A 16,100-nucleotide genomic window follows, 5' to 3' on the forward strand; every position below is an offset into this window, starting at 1 on the left:
ACTAAGTTACTCGACTTAACTCAAGAATAGGACATTCCGTGCACAACGCGTGTCGCGGGTCGTCCGGTGGGCAGGATCACGTGGCGTCTCGCCGTGGCCGGACTATCGTGGGGCGGGTGCCCGCGGCCCACCCGACACCCCCGCCGCTGGCCCTGAGGAGGAGACGACCGAGGTGACCAAGCAGGTCAAGCAGCTCGACCGCGTCATCATCCGTTTCGCCGGCGACTCCGGCGACGGGATGCAGCTGACCGGGGACCGGTTCACCCATGAGTCGGCGTCCTTCGGCAACGACCTGTCGACGCTGCCCAACTTCCCCGCCGAGATCCGCGCCCCACAGGGCACGCTCCCCGGCGTCTCGTCGTTCCAGGTCCACTTCGCGGACCACGACATCCTGACGCCCGGCGACGCCCCCGACGTGCTGGTGGCGATGAATCCCGCGGCCCTCCGCGCCAACCTGGGCGACCTGCCCAAGGGCGCCACGATCATCGTCGACACCGCCGACTTCACCGCCCGCAACCTCACGAAGGCCGGCTACACCGCCAGCCCCCTCGACGACGAGTCCCTCGCCGAGTACGCCGTGCACCCGGTCGACCTGACCGGCATGACGGTCGCGGCCGTCAAGGAGTTCGGGCTGTCCCGCAAGGACGCCTCGCGCGCCAAGAACATGTTCGCCCTCGGGCTGCTGTCCTGGCTCTACGGACGCCCCACCGAGTCGACCATCGGCTTCCTCGAGAAGCGGTTCGCCAAGGTGCCGGCGATCCGTGACGCCAACGTCACGGCCTTCAAGGCCGGCTGGAACTTCGGCGAGACCACCGAGACCTTCGCGGTCACCTACGAGGTGAAGCCGGCGCCGATGGCGACCGGCACCTACCGCAACATCACCGGCAACCTCGCGCTGTCGTACGGCCTGGTGGCGGCAGGGGTGCAGTCCGGGCTCCCGCTGTTCCTCGGCTCCTACCCGATCACCCCTGCCTCCGACATCCTCCACGAGCTCAGCAAGCACAAGGCCTTCGGTGTCACGACCTTCCAGGCCGAGGACGAGATCGCCGGCATCGGCGCCGCCATCGGTGCCGCCTTCGCGGGAAGCCTCGGGGTGACCACGACCTCCGGCCCCGGCATCGCCCTGAAGTCGGAGTCCATCGGCCTCGCGGTGATGACCGAGCTGCCGCTGCTCGTGGTGGACGTCCAGCGCGGCGGGCCCTCCACCGGCCTGCCGACCAAGACCGAGCAGGCCGACCTGCTCCAGGCGATGTTCGGACGCAACGGCGAGTCCCCGGTCCCGATCGTGGCGCCGCAGTCACCGGGTGACTGCTTCGACGCGGCGATCGAGGCCGCACGGATCGCCGTCACCTACCGCACGCCCGTGATGCTGCTCTCCGACGGGATGCTCGCCAACGGCTCCGAGCCCTGGCGGATCCCCGAGATCGCCGAGCTCCCCGAGATCGACCCGGCGTTCGCGACCGCCCGCAACCAGGGGGACGGCGAGGACGCCGAGTTCTGGCCCTACCTGCGTGACGAGGCGACGCTCGCCCGGCCGTGGGCGGTCCCCGGGACCGCGGGCCTCGAGCACCGGATCGGCGGCCTGGAGAAGGGCGACGGCCACGGCAACATCTCCTACGACCCGGCCAACCACGACTTCATGGTCCGCACCCGGCAGGCGAAGGTCGACCGGATCGCCGACTCGCTCCCGCCGCTGGAGGTCGACGACCCCTCGGGCCAGGCCAAGGTGCTCGTGCTCGGCTGGGGGTCGACGTACGGCCCGATCGGCGCCGGCTGCCGCCGCGTCCGCAAGGCCGGCTACCACGTGGCCCAGGCCCACCTGCGCCACCTCAACCCGTTCCCGAACGACCTCGGCGACATCCTCGAGCGGTACGACAAGGTGCTCGTGCCGGAGATGAACCTGGGCCAGCTGAGCATGCTGCTGCGCGCGAGGTACCTCGTCGACGCGATCGGCTACAACCACGTCCGCGGGCTGCCGCTCAAGGCTGCCGAGCTGGCGGAGGCGATCGGCGAGCTCGTCGCCTCGGCCGAAGGGGTCGAGGTCGACCTCACGACGACGCCGGAGGAGGCCGTCCGATGACCAGCACCGAGCTCCCGTTCCCCGGCATGCGCAGCGGCATCGAGGGCGTCCCGACCCTCGACGAGGGCTCCGCCCCGCAGACCGGCAAGGACTTCACCTCCGACCAGGAGGTCCGCTGGTGCCCGGGCTGCGGCGACTACGCCGTGCTCAAGGCCGTCCAGGGATTCCTGCCCGACCTCGGGCTGCGCCGCGAGAACATCGTCTTCGTGTCCGGCATCGGCTGCTCGAGCCGGTTCCCCTACTACCTCGACACCTACGGCATGCACTCGATCCACGGCCGCGCCCCGTCGATCGCGACCGGCATCGCCACCGCGCGCGAGGACCTGTCGGTGTGGGTCGTGACCGGTGACGGCGATGCGCTGTCGATCGGTGGCAACCACCTGATCCACGCGCTGCGCCGCAACGTGAACATGACGATCCTGCTGTTCAACAACCGGATCTACGGGCTCACCAAGGGCCAGTACTCCCCCACCTCCGAGCCCGGCAAGATCACCAAGTCGACCCCGATGGGGTCGGTGGACCACCCCTTCAACCCGATCTCGCTGGCCCTCGGCGCCGAGGGCACGTTCGTGGCGCGCACCATCGACTCCGACCGCAAGCACCTCACCTCGGTGCTCGCGGCCGCGGCCGCCCACCGCGGCACGTCGCTGGTCGAGATCTACCAGAACTGCCCGATCTTCAACGACGGTGCCTTCGACGCGATCAAGGACCGCGACACCAAGGACGACGCGATCATCCCGCTGGTCCACGGCGAGCCGATCCGGTTCGGCGTGGGCGGCACCAAGGGGCTGATCCGTGACCAGGCCACCGGCGGGGTCAAGGTCGCGGAGACCGCCGACGTGGGCGAGGGCTCGCTGCTGGTCCACGACGCGCACGCCGAGGACCCCACGACGGCGTTCGCGATCTCGCGGCTCACCGACGCGGGCTACCTCCACCAGGCGCCGATCGGCATCTTCCGCCAGGTCGAGCGGGCGACGTACGACGACCAGGCGCGCGCGCAGCTCGGCACCGCACGGGGCGGCGTCGAGGGCGACCCCCAGACGCGGCTGCAAGCACTGGTCCACGGCGGCGACACCTGGACCGTCGCCTGAGCGTCTCTCAGTAGTAGGTCTCCCAGACCGCCGAGTAGGACGTGACGTAGCCGCCGGAGGCGCGGACGCGGACGCGCCACCAGTCAGAGCCCTTCGCGGGCGCCGAGATGCGGGAGCGGAACCAGCCGTAGCGCCCCGAGGTCACGACCTCGTGCCGCTTCCAGTCGCAGCCCTCGCAGCGCTTGCGCTGCACCAGCACCAGCCCGCGGGAGTACTCCTCCACGTCGCCGCGCAGGTAGAGCCGTCCGGAGCGCCACACGACCTCGGAGTCGACCCGGCGTGAGGGCGCCAGCCCGAACGGCGGCGTGACCGGCGCCGGCTCGGACATCCGGTAGCGCGGCTCGAGCTCGTGGCGCAGCTCGCGGTCACGCGCCTGCGCGGCACCCCCCGGCACCAGCAGCACCGTGGCGAGCGCGGCGGCCAGGCCGGCGGTCAGCATGCGGAACATCCTCATGTCTCCCCTCATGAGTGACGTCGGTTTCGGGCCGCATCCTCCCACGTCCGCCCGACGGTCCCCACCCCAACACGAGGATTGCCCCGATCTATGCTGGCCGGGTGCCGGAGTCGCGCCGTGGGTTCGCGTACGGCGTCGCGGCGTACGGCCTGTGGGGCCTGTTCCCCCTCTACTGGCCGCTCCTGGAGCCGGCCGGCGCCGTGGAGATCCTCGCGCACCGGGTGCTGTGGTCGCTGGTCACCGTCACCCTGCTCGTCCTGCTCCTGCGCCGCCAGCAGGCGGTCATCGGGGTGCTGCGCGACCGGCGCTCCCGGCTGATCCTGCTGGGGGCGGCCGTCGTCATCACCCTCAACTGGGGCGGCTACATCTGGGGCGTCACCAACGGGCGCGTCGTCGAGACCTCCCTCGGCTACTTCATCAACCCGCTCGTCACGGTGCTCATGGGCGTGGTGATCCTCGGTGAGCGGCTGCGGCGGCCGCAGTGGGCGGCCGTGGGGCTGGCGACCGTCGCGGTCGTCGTGCTCACGGTCGACTACGGCCGGCCCCCGTGGGTGGCGCTGCTGCTGGCCTTCTCGTTCGCGACCTACGGGCTGGCGAAGAAGCAGGCCGGCGTCGACGCCGTCGAGAGCCTGGCGGTCGAGAGCCTCTACATCGGCCCGTTCGCCGCCGCGTACATCGGCTGGCTGGCCTGGCAGGGCACCGCCGAGTTCGGGAGCCACGGCGCCGGCCACGCCTGGCTGTTCACCACCACCGGGATCGTCACGATCATCCCGCTGCTCTGCTTCGGAGCCGCGGCGATCCGGGTGTCGATGGTGACCATCGGGCTGCTGCAGTACATCGCCCCGATCCTGCAGTTCGCCCTCGGCGTGCTGTGGTTCCACGAGGACATGCCCGCGAGCCGCTGGGTCGGGTTCGTGCTGGTCTGGATCGCGCTCACGGTCTTCACCGTCGACGCCGCCCACCACCGGCGTCGCCAGCTCCGCATGACCGCGGAGGCCGTGGCCATCTGACGCGGGACGCCGGGCCGCTCAGGCGGTCCGGACCGCGACCACGTCGGCGAACGCCTCGAGGGCCTCGCGGACCGGGCCGGCGGGCAGCGCGGTGAGCAGCTGCTTGGCCTCGTGGGCGCGGGCGACCACGTAGTCGCGCGCCTCCCCCATCGCGGGGTGCCGGCGCAGCAGCGCCAGCGCCTCGGCGTGGCGCGCGTCGTCGGTCAGGTCGCCGTCGAGCAGCTCGTGCAGCCGCGCGTCGGCGGGGTCCTGCGACGCCCGCGCCATCAGCACGGGCAGCGTCGGGACGCCCTCGCGCAGGTCGGTCCCGGGGGTCTTGCCGGACTCGCCGGACTCCGAGGCGATGTCGAGGATGTCGTCGGAGAGCTGGAAGGCGCAGCCCACGATCTCGCCGTACGCCGTCAGCGCCTCCTCCACCTCCGTGGTCGCCCCGCCGAAGCGGGCGCCGTACCGGGCGGAGGTCGCGATCAGCGAGCCGGTCTTGCCCGCGACCACCTCGAGGTAGTGCTGGAGCGGGTCCTCGTCCTCGGCCGGCGGCACGGTCTCGAGGATCTGGCCCTCGACCAGCCGGGCGAAGGTCTCCGCCTGGATGCGCACCGCCTCCGGACCGAGCCCGGCGGTCAGCTCGGAGGACTTGGCGAAGAGGAAGTCGCCGGTGAGGATCGCGACCAGGTTGTCCCAGCGCGCGTTGGCCGAGTCGGCCCCGCGCCGCAGGTCGGCCTCGTCCATGACGTCGTCGTGGTAGAGCGAGCCGACGTGGGTGAGCTCGACGACACAGGCGGCGTCGACGACCTCCGGTGAGTCCGGCCGGCTGCCGGCCTCCGCGGCTAGCAGCACGAGCAGCGGCCGGAACCGCTTCCCGCCTGCGGCCAGCAGGTGGGACGCCGCCGCCGTGACGTACGGCGTCCGGCTGACGACGTGTCCCGCGAGCGCCTCCTCCACCGCGAGCAGGCGGTGCTGGAGACGGTCGGCGAGGGCCTCGTCGGTGACCGGGAGCGCCAGGCCCCCGGACGAGGGAGAGGTGGTCACCTGATGAATTCTCCCGCGACGCCCGCGAGGTCGAGCACCGGGCCCGGTACGACGCCGAGCGCGAGGGTCACGGCGGCGCCCACCCCGATGGTGACGGCGGTCAGCACCGACGGGTGCGCGACGTTCGGGCCGTCCCCGACCGGGTCGGAGAAGTACATCATCCGGATCACGCGCACGTAGAAGAAGGCGGCGACTACGCTGGTCAGCACCGCCACCAGCACGACCGGCCAGGCGCCCGCCGACAGCGCGGCCTCGAAGACCGCCCACTTGCCGATGAAGCCGGACGTCAGCGGGATGCCCGCCATCGCCAGCAGGAAGAAGGCGAAGACGCCCGCGACGAGCGGTGACTCCTTGCCGAGGCCCGCCCAGCGCGACATGTGGGTCTGCTCGCCACCGGAGTCACGCACCAGCGTGACGACGGCGAACGCTCCCATGGTCGCGAAGCCGTAGGTGACGAGGTAGAACAGCACCGCCTGCGTCGAGGTCAGCTGGCCGTCGGCCAGCTCGGTGACGCTCTGCGCGCCGAGGACGCCGGTGAGCAGGAAGCCCGTGTGGGCCACCGAGGAGTACGCCAGCATCCGCTTGACGTCGGTCTGCGCGATGGCGAGCACCGCGCCCACGACCATGGTGAGGATCGCGACGACCCACATCATCGGCTGCCAGGTCCAGCGGTCGGACCCGAAGGCGACGTAGAAGAGACGCAGCATCGCGCCGAACGCCGCCACCTTCGTCCCGGCGGCCATGAAGGCGGTCACCGCGGTGGGAGCGCCCTGGTAGACGTCGGGGGTCCAGGCCTGGAACGGCGCGGCACCGACCTTGAAGAAGAGCCCCACGGCGAGCATGCCCATGCCGACCAGCAGCAGGTTGCGGTTGCCCAGGTCGTTGCGGATCGCCTCGTTGATCGCCCCGAACTCCATCGAGCCTGCGAAGCCGTAGATCAGCGCGATGCCGTAGAGGAAGAAGCCCGAGGAGAAGGCGCCGAGGAGGAAGTACTTCAGCGCCGCCTCCTGGCTGAGCAGGCGACGACGACGCGCCAGCCCGCAGAGCAGGTAGAGCGGCAGCGAGAGCACCTCGAGGGCGACGAACAGCGTCAGCAGGTCGTTGGCCGCCGGGAACATCATCATCCCGAAGACCGCGAACATCATCAGCGGGTACACCTCGGTGTGGTCCAGGCCCGAGGTGGACGCCTGCCGCTCGGCCTCGGTGCCCGGGAGCGCCGCGGCCTGGCCGGCGAACGCCGAGACCCCGCCCTCCAGGCGACGCTCGGCGAACAGCAGCACGCCACCGATGGCGAAGACCAGGACGACGCCCCAGAGGAACACCGTCGGCCCGTCGAGGGCCAGGGTGCCCTCCATGGCGAGGTTGCCGCGGGCGACCCCGTCACCCAGCGAGACCAGGTCGGCCCCGACGAGAGCGGTGCCGACGAGGGCGGTGACCAGCCCGGCCAGGGCCAGCACGGTCTGCGCGAGGTAGCGACGACCCCGCGGGAGGAAGGCCTCGAGGACGACCCCGAGGCAGGCGACGCCGAAGACCACGAACAGCGGCCACAGCTGGCTGTACTCGATGGTGGGCTTCACGAACTCCATCAGTCGGTCGCCCCCTCGGTCGCCGGGACGGCGGGTTCATCGGGGCTCACGCCCACCTCCGACAGGGTCGAGTCGACGGTCGGGTTGATGACGTCGAGCAGCGGCATGGGGTAGAAGCCGAAGAGCACCAGGGCCAGCAGCAGCGGCGCCACGACACCGACCTCACGACGCCCCAGGTCGGGGACCGCGGGGAGGTCGGGCCGGCCGGGACCGGTCATCGTGCGCTGGTACATCCACAGGACGTAGACCGCGGCGAGCACGATCGCGGTCACCGCGACCGCTCCGGCCCACCACGCGTAGTCGAACGCGGCGATGATCACGAGCATCTCGGAGACGAACGGCGAGAGGCCGGGCAGTCCGCAGGCCGCCAGGCCCGCCACCAGGAAGGTGCCGGCCAGGACGGGGGCCGCCTTCTCGACGCCAGCCATCTCGCTGATCAGCGCCGTGCCGCGCCGCTTGACGATGAAGCCGGCGATGAGGAAGAGCGCCGCGGTCGCGATCCCGTGGTTGACCATGTAGAGGATCGCGCCGACGCCGCCCTGCGGGGTGAGCACGAAGATGCCGAGCACGATGAAGCCGAAGTGGCTCAGCGAGGTGAGACCGATCAGCCGGAGCATGTCGTCCTGGCCGATCGCGACCAGGGCGCCGTACACGATCGAGATCAGCGCCAGCACCACGACCACCGGCGTCGCCCAGCGCGAGGCGTCGGGAAGCAGCTCCAGGCAGAAGCGGAGCATGCCGTAGGTCCCGATCTTGTCGAGGATGCAGACCAGCAGCACCGAGGTGCCGGTGGTCGCCTTCTCGGTGGTGTCGGCCAGCCAGGTGTGGACCGGGAACATCGGTGCCTTGATCGCGAAGGCGATGAAGAAGCCGAGGAACAGGTAGCGCTGCGTCATCGGGTCGATGTCGAGGGCCGCCAGGTCGGACACCAGGTAGGTCGGGGTGCCGGCCCGCGCCGAGACGACGTAGAAGCCGATCACCGAGGCGAGCATGATCAGGCCGCCCGCCAGCTGGTAGATCAGGAACTTCACCGCGGCCCGGCTCCGGCCGGCGCGGCCGAACCCACCGATGAGGAAGTATGCCGGGATCAGCGTGGCCTCGAAGACGATGTAGAAGAGGAAGACGTCGGTGGCCGCGAAGACCGCGACCGAGAACGCCTGCAGCAGCAGGGTCAGGGCGAAGAACCGGCCCGCGTCGGGCTCCACCTCGTCCCACGACGCGACCAGCACGATCGGCACCAGCACGCAGGTGAGCAGCACCATCAGCAGGCCGAGGCCGTCGACGCCGAGCGCGTAGTGGACGCCGAACGCCGCGATCCACTCGTGCTGCTCGGTGAACTGCATGCCCCCGTCGGTGTCGTAGCCGGTGGCCATGACGATCGCCGCGACCAGCGTCAGGACGGCGAAGCCGAGCCCGACCTGCTTGGGCAGGGCGGTGCCCTTGGGCACGAACGGGGTGACCAGGGCGCCGACGAGCGGCAGCACGATCAGGAGGGTGAGCCAGGGGACGTCGCTCATGCGAGGTTCACCGCCATCAGGGTCAGCAGGACCAGCAGCACGCCGGCCAGGAGGGACAGGGCGTACGAGCGCACGAAGCCGTTCTGGACCCGGCGCAGGACTCCGGCCAGGCCGGCGACGGCAGCCGAGCCGCCCTCGACCGCCCCGTCGACCCCGACCCGGTCCATCGTGGTCAGGCCGGCCACGACGTGGCGTCCCGGGCCGACCACGAGGCCCTCGTTGATGGCGTCGCCGTAGATGTCGGCACGCGCAGCCCGGGTGACGAAGGAGACGTCCTGCGGAGCCTCCCGCGGAACCTCACGCCTGCCCACCAGGAACCAGGCGAGCGCGACGCCGACCGCCACCACAGCGGTCACGATGATCGTGATCACGATCGGCGGCACGGCGAGGTGGTGCTCCTCGGCGGTGCCGACGACAGGGGCGAGGAAGTCGACGATCCAGTCGCCGAGCAGCAGCACGCCACCGAGCACCGACAGCGCGGCGAGCACGATCAGCGGGACCGTCATCACCTTGGGCGACTCGTGGGGGTGCGCGTCGTCGGCCCACCGCTTCTGGGTGAAGAAGGTCATCAGCATCAGCCGGGTCATGTAGAAGCCGGTGACGCCGGCGCCGATCAGGGCGCAGATGCCGACGAACAGGTTCTCGGCGAGGGCGGTCTCGATGATCTTGTCCTTGGACCAGAAGCCGGAGAAGCCGGGAACCCGATGATCGCGAGGTAGCCCATCGCGAACGTGAGGTAGGTGACCGGCATCGCCTTGCTGAGCGCGCCGTAGCGACGCATGTCGACCTCGTCGTTCATGCCGTGCATGACCGACCCGGCCCCGAGGAACATGTTGGCCTTGAAGAAGCCGTGCGTCAGCAGGTGGAAGATCGCGAACGCGTAGCCGGCGACGCCGAGCCCGGCGCCGAGCATCATGTAGCCGATCTGGCTCATCGTGGAGCCGGCCAGCGCCTTCTTGATGTCGTCCTTGGCGCAACCGATGATCGCACCCCACAGGAGCGTCACCGTGGCGACCACCACCACCGCGGTCTGCGCGGTCGGCGCCTCCTCGAAGATGAAGTTGGCGCGGGTCACGAGGTAGACGCCGGCGGTGACCATGGTCGCGGCGTGGATCAGCGCCGAGACCGGGGTCGGACCCTCCATCGCGTCGAGCAGCCAGGCCTGGAGCGGCACCTGGGCGGACTTGCCGCAGGCCGCGAGCAGGAGCAGCAGGCCGAGCGCGGTCAGGGTGCCCTCGGAGGCCTCGCCCGCCACCTCGCTGATCGCCGCGAAGTCGGTGGTGCCGAAGGTCGCGAACATCAGGGCGATGGCCAGCGAGAGCCCGATGTCACCGACGCGGTTGATGACGAAGGCCTTCTTGGCGGCCGCGGCCGCCGTCGGCTTGTGCTGCCAGAAGCCGATCAGCAGGTACGACGCCAGGCCGACGCCCTCCCAGCCGAGGAACAGCCCGAGGAAGTTGGCCGAGAGCACCAGCATCAGCATGGCGGCGACGAACAGGTTGAGGTAGCCGAAGAACCGGCGGCGGCGCGGGTCGTGCTCCATGTAGCCGATGGAGTAGACGTGGATCAGCGAGCCGACGCCGGTGATCAGCAGCAGGAAGAGCGCCGACAGCGGGTCGTAGAGGAGGTCCATGCCGACGGTGAAGTCGCCGGCCTGGAACCACGTGAAGAGCTGCTGGCCGACCTGGCGGTCGTCCTCCGCGCGGCCGAGCAGCGCGAGGAACATCAGCAGGCTGAGGACGAACGAGCCGGCCGCCGTCGCGGTGCCGAGCAGGTGGCCCCACCTGTCGGTGGCGCGTCCCCCGAGCAGCAGGATCACGGCCCCGAGCAGCGGCAGCGCGATCACCAGCCACAGCAACGAGAAGACGCCGTCGGCGGGACCGGGATCGACCACCGGGATCTGGTGGCCGCCCTCGGCGGTCTGGATGAGCGTGTGCAACACCTGGTTACCTCAGTACTTCAGCAGGCTCGCGTCGTCGACCGAGGCCGAGCGACGGGTCCGGAAGATGGTCATGATGATCGCCAGCCCCACGACGACCTCGGCCGCAGCCACCACCATCACGAAGAAGGCGGCGATCTGGCCGTCGAGGTTGCCGTGCTGCTTGGCGAACGCCACCAGCGTGAGGTTGCAGGCGTTGAGCATCAGCTCGACGCACATGAACACCACGATGGCGTTGCGACGGGTCAGCACCCCGACACAGCCGATGGTGAAGAGGATCGCGCCGAGGACGACGTACTGGGTCATCGCCGGTCACCTCCGTGCTCCGGTCGCTGGTCGGGGGTGCCGGGACGCTCGGGGGGCGTCTGCCCCTCGAGCTGACGGCGCAGCTCGTCGACGTCGTCGGCCGGCGCCGCGCGCACGGTGCCCCGGGCGGCGAGCACCCGCGACACCGACGACTCGGCCGGCGTGCCGTCGGGCAGCAGCGCGGCGGCGTCCACGGCGTTCGTGCGGGCGAAGACACCGGGCGCGGGCAGCGGCCCGGGGTGCGCCCCGCGCTCGCCGAAGTCGCGGATCCGGCGGGCCGCCAGGTCGGCCTGGCTCTCGCGCGGCGTCAGCCGCTCGCGGTGGGCCAGCACCATGGCGCCGACGGCCGCGGTGATGAGGAGCGCGCTGGTGACCTCGAAGGCGAAGACCCAACGCGAGAACAGCACGTTGGCCAGGCCCTGGATGTTGCCCTCGGCGTTGGCCTCCTCCAGGCCCACGGCGGCACCCAGCGTGGACTGGGTGATCGCGGTGATCAGCAGGGTGCCGAGCAGCAGGCCGGTGACCGTGGCCAGCACCCGCTGGCCCTTGAGCGTCTCGACGACGGAGTCGGAGGCGTCGACGCCGACCAGCATCAGCACGAAGAGGAAGAGCATCAGGATGGCGCCGGTGTAGACGATGATCTGCACCGCGAAGAGGAACGGCGCCTCGAGCACGGCGTAGAGGACCGCCAGCGAGATCATCACGACGGCGAGCAGCAGCGCGGCGTGGACGGCCTTGCGGACGAACAGGATGCCGAGGGCCGCCACCACCATCACGGGGGCGAGGATCCAGAAGGTCATTCGGTCGCCTCCTTGGCCGCCGTGAAGTTCCCGCGGTAGTAGTCGCCCTCGTCGTCGCCGAGCAGCATCGGGTGGGGCGGCTGCTCCATCCCGGGCAGCAGCGGCGCGAGCAGGTCCGACTTCTCGTAGATCAGGTCGGCCCGGTTGTCGTCGGCCAGCTCGTACTCGTTGGTCATCGTCAGGGCGCGGGTCGGGCAGGCCTCGATGCACAGCCCGCACAGGATGCAGCGCAGGTAGTTGATCTGGTAGACGCGGCCGTACCGCTCACCGGGTGAGAAGCGACCCTCGCCGTTCGCGGAGTCGTCGTTGGACGCACCCTCGACGTAGATCGCGTCGGCCGGGCAGGCCCAGGCGCACAGCTCGCACCCGATGCACTTCTCGAGCCCGTCGGGCCAGCGGTTGAGCTGGTGACGGCCGTGGAAGCGGGGGGCGGTGGGCTGCTTCTCGAAGGGGTACTGCTCGGTGACGACCTTGCGGAACATGGTCCGGAAGGTGACGCCGAACCCCGCGACGGGGTCCCAGAACTGCTCCTTGAGCGAGCGTGACTCAGCCATCGGTGCCCCTTTCCGGAGCGGAGGTACGGACGGTGGTCCCGGTGTCGAAGACGAGCGGCCGGGCGCCGCCGCGCACGGCGCCGCCTTCGGGCATCGGCGGGACCGGGAAGCCGCCGGCGAAGGCGTCCGCGGCGGTCTCCTCGCGCACCGGTTCCTCGGCCTCGTCCTCACCGAAGAAGAAGAGGACGAGGAACAGCGCGGCGAGGACTCCCATGCCGATGAGGAGGTACTGGCGGTCGATCCCGCCCTCGAGGGTGAGGGAGCGGATCGTCGCGACGGCCACGATCCAGACGAGCGAGGCCGGGATGAGCACCTTCCAGCCGAACGCCATGAACTGGTCGTAGCGCAGCCGCGGCAGCGAGCCGCGCAGCCAGATGAAGATGAAGATGAAGAAGAAGACCTTGCCGAAGAACCAGAGCACCGGCCAGTAGCCCTCGTTGGCCCCGGGCCAGATGTTGACCAGCCCCCACGGAGCCTGCCAGCCGCCGAGGAACAGCGTCGTGGCCACCGCCGAGACGGTCGCCATGTTGATGTACTCGGCGAGGAAGAACAGCGCGAACTTGAGGCTGGAGTACTCGGTGTGGAAGCCGCCCACCAGCTCGCCCTCGGCCTCGGGGAGGTCGAAGGGGGCACGGTTGGTCTCCCCCACCATCGAGATCATGTAGATCACGAACGACGGCAGCAGGATCAGGCCGTACCAGAGCTCCTCCTGCGCCGCGACGATCCCGCTGGTGGACATCGAGCCGGCGTAGAGGAACACCGCGACCAGGGCGAGGCCCATCGCGACCTCGTAGGAGATCATCTGGGCGCTCGAGCGCAGGCCGCCCAGCAGCGAGTACGTCGACCCGCTGGACCAGCCGCCGAGCACGATGCCGTAGATGCCGATCGAGGCGATCGCCATCACGAACAGCACGGCCACGGGCATGTCGGTGAGCTGCAGCGGCGTGGTGATGTCGGTGAAGGGCACCTCCACCACCGGGCCGAAGGGGATCACCGCGAAGGTGACGAAGGCCGGGATCACGGCGAGCACCGGAGCCAGGACGTAGACGACCTTGTCGGCCGCCTTGGGGATGATGTCCTCCTTGAGCGCCAGCTTCACACCGTCGGCGAGCGACTGGAGCAGGCCGAAGGGACCGTTCACGTTGGGGCCGATGCGGTGCTGCATCCGGGCCACGACGCGTCGCTCGGCCCAGATGTTGAAGAGCGTGAGCAGGACCAGGACCACGAAGATGAGCACGGCCTTGATCAGCACCAGCCACCACGGGTCCTGGCCGAAGGCCGACAGGTCGTCGACCATCGGGACGATCAGCTGACTGGTCACTGGGTGCCTCCCGTGAGGGTGACCGGGCTGCCCGGCGACGCCAGGTCGGCGAGCACGCCACGTCCGAAGGAGTTGGCCGGGACCCAGGCGGTGTCCGGCGCGATCTGCTGGTCGGGGACGACCTCGACGGGCAGCGTGACCGAGCCGCGGTCACCGGTGACGGTGACCGTGGATCCGTACTGCCCGGCCAGGGACTCGGGGACGCGGACGACGGCCGCGCGCGCGGTGGCGCGCAGGTGCTGCTCGCCGTCCTGCATCCGGCCGTTGTCGAGCATCTGCTTCCACGTGGCGAGCTGGACGCCGTCGCGTCGAGGAGCGGCGGGGACCTGCACCATGGAGGCGCGGGCGCCGTCCCAGGGCCCCATCTCCGCCATCTCCTTCCGGGCCTCGGCGACCGTGCGGAAGCCGAGCGGTCGGCCGAGCTCCTCGGCGATGCCGCTGAGGACCCGCAGGTCGGGGAGGGCGTTGGTGCCGGTCAGCACCGGGTCGAAGGGGCGCGGGCGTCCCTCCCAGTTGACGAAGGTGCCGGCCTTCTCGCTCACGGCGGCGACCGGGAACACGACGTCGGCCGCCCGGGTGACCTCGGTCTCGCGCAGGTCGAGCGCCACCACGAACGAGGCCGCGACGACCGCGCCACGGGTGGCGGCGGGGTCGGCGGTGTCGTCGGGGTCGACGCCACCGATGACCAGTCCGCCGAGCTCCCCGCTCCGCAGGGCGGCGACGATCGCGTCGGCGTCGCGGCCGACCCGCTCCGGGAGCGAGTCGACGCCCCACGTGGTCGACGCGTCGACCCGGGCAGCGGGGTCGGACACCGGACGACCGCCGGGCAGCAGGGTGGGCAGGCAGCCGGTCTCGACGGCACCACGGTCACCGGCCCGGCGCGGCACCCAGGCCAGCCGGGCACCGCTCTTGCGGGCGAGGTCGGCGGCGGCGGAGAGGGCGCCGGGGACGGCGGCGAGCCGCTCGCCGACGAGGACGACGGCGTGCTTGTCGATGCCGTGCTCGGCCCGCTCGAGCAGGCCGGCGAGCGCAGCAGCCTCGTCACCCGGACGGGTCAGCACGACGTCGGCGTCCATCTTGCGCAGCCCGCGCGAGGCGTACGGCGCGAGCGCGACCACGCGGGTCCGCAGGCGGCCGCGCGAGGCCTTGCGCAGCCTCAGGAAGACCATGCCGGCCTCGTCCTCGGGGTCCAGGCCGGCGAGCACCACGGTCGGTGCGGCCTCCAGGTCGGTGTAGGAGACGTCGGCCCCCAGCACCACCTCGGCGGCCAGGAAGTCGGCTTCCTCGGTCGACAGCGGGCGGGCCCGGAAGTCGACGTCGTTGGTCCGCAGCGCCACCCGGGCGAACTTGCTGTAGGCGTAGGCGTCCTCGGCGGTCACCCGACCACCGGGCAGCACGCCGACGCCACCGGCGGCCTGCAGGCCGCGGGCCGCGACGGCGAAGGCCTCCGGCCACGACGCCGGACGCAGCTGGCCGTCCTCGCGCACCAGCGGGTGGGTGATGCGGTCGGCCGACTGGGCGTAGCGGAAGGCGAAGCGGTCCTTGTCGGAGATCCACTCCTCGTTGACCTCGGGGTCGTTGCCGGCGAGGCGACGCATGACCTTGCCCCGGCGGTGGTCCACGCGGATCGCGGAGCCGCACGCGTCGTGCTCGGCCACCGACGGGCTCGACACGAGGTCGAAGGGTCGCGAGCGGAAGCGGTAGTCGGCGCTGGTGAGCGCGCCCACCGGGCAGATCTGGATGGTGTTGCCCGAGAAGTAGGACTCGAAGGGCTCCTTCTCGTAGATGCCGACCTGCTGGAGGGCACCCCGCTCGACGAGCGCGATGAAGGGGTCCCCGGCGATCTGCTCGGAGAAGCGGGTGCAGCGCGCGCAGAGCACGCAGCGCTCACGGTCGAGCAGCACCTGGGCGGAGATGTTGATCGGCTTGGGGAAGGTGCGCTTCACGCCCTCGAACCGGGACTCGCCGCGGCCGTTGCTCATCGCCTGGTTCTGCAGCGGGCACTCGCCGCCCTTGTCGCACACCGGGCAGTCGAGCGGGTGGTTGACGAGCAGGAACTCCATGATCCCCTGCTGCGCCTTGTCGGCGACCTCGCTGGTGACCTGGGTGTTGACGACCATGCCCTCGGCCACCGGCAGCGTGCACGAGGCCTGCGGCTTCGGGAAGCCCCGGCCGTTGCCGGCGTCGGGGATGTCGACGAGGCACTGCCGGCAGGCGCCGACGGGCGCGAGGAGCGGGTGGTCGCAGAAGCGGGGGATCTGGGTGCCGACCTGCTCGGCCGCCCGGATCACCAGGGTGTCCTTGGGGACACTCACCTGGATGCCGTCGATGGTGAGGCTGACCAGGTCGGTGTCCTGCTTCTCGGGCGTGGTCGTCATGCGGGGTCCTCGCGGCGTTGTTCGACGGCGGAGCG

12 protein-coding genes and 1 pseudogene are annotated in these 16,100 nt (G+C 70.9%); 3 read left to right on the forward strand and 10 right to left on the reverse strand.

Annotated elements, in window-relative coordinates:
* Positions 1-49: 49 nt before the first annotated feature.
* Positions 50-2,080, forward strand: coding sequence for a 2-oxoacid:acceptor oxidoreductase subunit alpha (locus EXE57_RS09425; protein WP_425271706.1), 2,031 nt, complete (start codon positions 50-52; stop codon positions 2,078-2,080).
* Complete coding sequence (locus tag EXE57_RS09430) at positions 2,077-3,171, forward strand: 2-oxoacid:ferredoxin oxidoreductase subunit beta (RefSeq protein WP_208543027.1); 1,095 nt, start codon at positions 2,077-2,079, stop codon at positions 3,169-3,171. Before EXE57_RS09425 ends, EXE57_RS09430 begins: the two co-directional genes overlap by 4 nt.
* 7 nt (positions 3,172-3,178) lie before the next feature.
* On the opposite strand, the gene EXE57_RS09435 is transcribed toward EXE57_RS09430, so the two are convergent.
* Complete coding sequence (locus EXE57_RS09435; RefSeq protein WP_135076822.1) at positions 3,179-3,625, reverse strand: hypothetical protein; 447 nt, start codon at positions 3,623-3,625, stop codon at positions 3,179-3,181.
* A 101-nt stretch (positions 3,626-3,726) separates the two neighbouring features.
* On the opposite strand from EXE57_RS09435, the gene rarD reads away from it, so the two are divergent.
* The gene (gene rarD, locus EXE57_RS09440) at positions 3,727-4,635 is read left to right on the forward strand and encodes an EamA family transporter RarD (RefSeq protein WP_135076824.1); all 909 of its coding nucleotides are present in this window, start codon (positions 3,727-3,729) and stop codon (positions 4,633-4,635) included.
* 18 nt (positions 4,636-4,653) lie between these two features.
* On the opposite strand, the gene EXE57_RS09445 is transcribed toward rarD, so the two are convergent.
* From EXE57_RS09445 to EXE57_RS09485, 9 genes and pseudogenes are all read right to left on the reverse strand, one after another.
* Positions 4,654-5,664 carry a polyprenyl synthetase family protein gene (locus EXE57_RS09445; RefSeq protein ID WP_244247060.1) on the reverse strand — a complete coding sequence of 337 codons (1,011 nt, stop codon included), beginning with the start codon at positions 5,662-5,664 and terminating at the stop codon, positions 4,654-4,656.
* Positions 5,661-7,250 carry an NADH-quinone oxidoreductase subunit NuoN gene (gene nuoN / locus EXE57_RS09450; RefSeq protein WP_135076827.1) on the reverse strand — a complete coding sequence of 530 codons (1,590 nt, stop codon included), beginning with the start codon at positions 7,248-7,250 and terminating at the stop codon, positions 5,661-5,663. The genes EXE57_RS09445 and nuoN overlap by 4 nt, the downstream gene beginning before the upstream one ends.
* The gene (locus EXE57_RS09455) at positions 7,250-8,767 is read right to left on the reverse strand and encodes an NADH-quinone oxidoreductase subunit M (RefSeq protein ID WP_135076830.1); all 1,518 of its coding nucleotides are present in this window, start codon (positions 8,765-8,767) and stop codon (positions 7,250-7,252) included. Before EXE57_RS09455 ends, nuoN begins: the two co-directional genes overlap by 1 nt.
* Positions 8,764-10,661 (reverse strand): annotated as a pseudogene (gene nuoL / locus EXE57_RS09460) (NADH-quinone oxidoreductase subunit L). Before nuoL ends, EXE57_RS09455 begins: the two are co-directional and overlap by 4 nt.
* 57 nt (positions 10,662-10,718) lie before the next feature.
* A complete protein-coding gene (gene nuoK / locus EXE57_RS09465; protein WP_135076833.1) occupies positions 10,719-11,012 on the reverse strand; it encodes an NADH-quinone oxidoreductase subunit NuoK in 294 nt (97 codons plus the stop codon).
* Positions 11,009-11,812, reverse strand: a complete 804-nt coding sequence (locus EXE57_RS09470) for an NADH-quinone oxidoreductase subunit J (RefSeq protein WP_135076836.1) — start codon at positions 11,810-11,812, stop codon at positions 11,009-11,011. Before EXE57_RS09470 ends, nuoK begins: the two co-directional genes overlap by 4 nt.
* Positions 11,809-12,366 carry an NADH-quinone oxidoreductase subunit NuoI gene (gene nuoI / locus EXE57_RS09475; protein WP_135076839.1) on the reverse strand — a complete coding sequence of 186 codons (558 nt, stop codon included), beginning with the start codon at positions 12,364-12,366 and terminating at the stop codon, positions 11,809-11,811. The genes EXE57_RS09470 and nuoI overlap by 4 nt, the downstream gene beginning before the upstream one ends.
* Positions 12,359-13,663 (reverse strand): NADH-quinone oxidoreductase subunit NuoH, encoded by a 1,305-nt coding sequence (gene nuoH, locus EXE57_RS09480; RefSeq protein ID WP_135080796.1) that lies wholly within the window; start codon positions 13,661-13,663, stop codon positions 12,359-12,361. The genes nuoI and nuoH overlap by 8 nt, the downstream gene beginning before the upstream one ends.
* A gap of 20 nt (positions 13,664-13,683) precedes the next feature.
* A complete protein-coding gene (locus EXE57_RS09485; protein ID WP_135076843.1) occupies positions 13,684-16,065 on the reverse strand; it encodes an NADH-quinone oxidoreductase subunit G in 2,382 nt (793 codons plus the stop codon).
* Positions 16,066-16,100: the final 35 nt, after the last annotated feature.

Origin of the sequence: Nocardioides euryhalodurans, assembly GCF_004564375.1 — a bacterium.
Taxonomy (GTDB): Bacteria; Actinomycetota; Actinomycetes; order Propionibacteriales; family Nocardioidaceae; genus Nocardioides; species Nocardioides euryhalodurans.

Bases quoted from the DNA above. Each gene is read 5' to 3' on its own strand.
- EXE57_RS09470 (WP_135076836.1), bottom strand. From the start codon at position 11,812: ATGACCTTCTGGATCCTCGCCCCCGTGATGGTGGTGGCGGCCCTCGGC.
- EXE57_RS09430 (WP_208543027.1), top strand. From the start codon at position 2,077: ATGACCAGCACCGAGCTCCCGTTCCCCGGCATGCGCAGCGGCATCGAG.
- EXE57_RS09485 (WP_135076843.1), bottom strand. From the start codon at position 16,065: ATGACGACCACGCCCGAGAAGCAGGACACCGACCTGGTCAGCCTCACC.
- EXE57_RS09455 (WP_135076830.1), bottom strand. From the start codon at position 8,767: ATGAGCGACGTCCCCTGGCTCACCCTCCTGATCGTGCTGCCGCTCGTC.
- nuoH (WP_135080796.1), bottom strand. From the start codon at position 13,663: ATGGTCGACGACCTGTCGGCCTTCGGCCAGGACCCGTGGTGGCTGGTG.
- EXE57_RS09435 (WP_135076822.1), bottom strand. From the start codon at position 3,625: ATGAGGATGTTCCGCATGCTGACCGCCGGCCTGGCCGCCGCGCTCGCC.
- nuoN (WP_135076827.1), bottom strand. From the start codon at position 7,250: ATGGAGTTCGTGAAGCCCACCATCGAGTACAGCCAGCTGTGGCCGCTG.
- nuoI (WP_135076839.1), bottom strand. From the start codon at position 12,366: ATGGCTGAGTCACGCTCGCTCAAGGAGCAGTTCTGGGACCCCGTCGCG.
- nuoK (WP_135076833.1), bottom strand. From the start codon at position 11,012: ATGACCCAGTACGTCGTCCTCGGCGCGATCCTCTTCACCATCGGCTGT.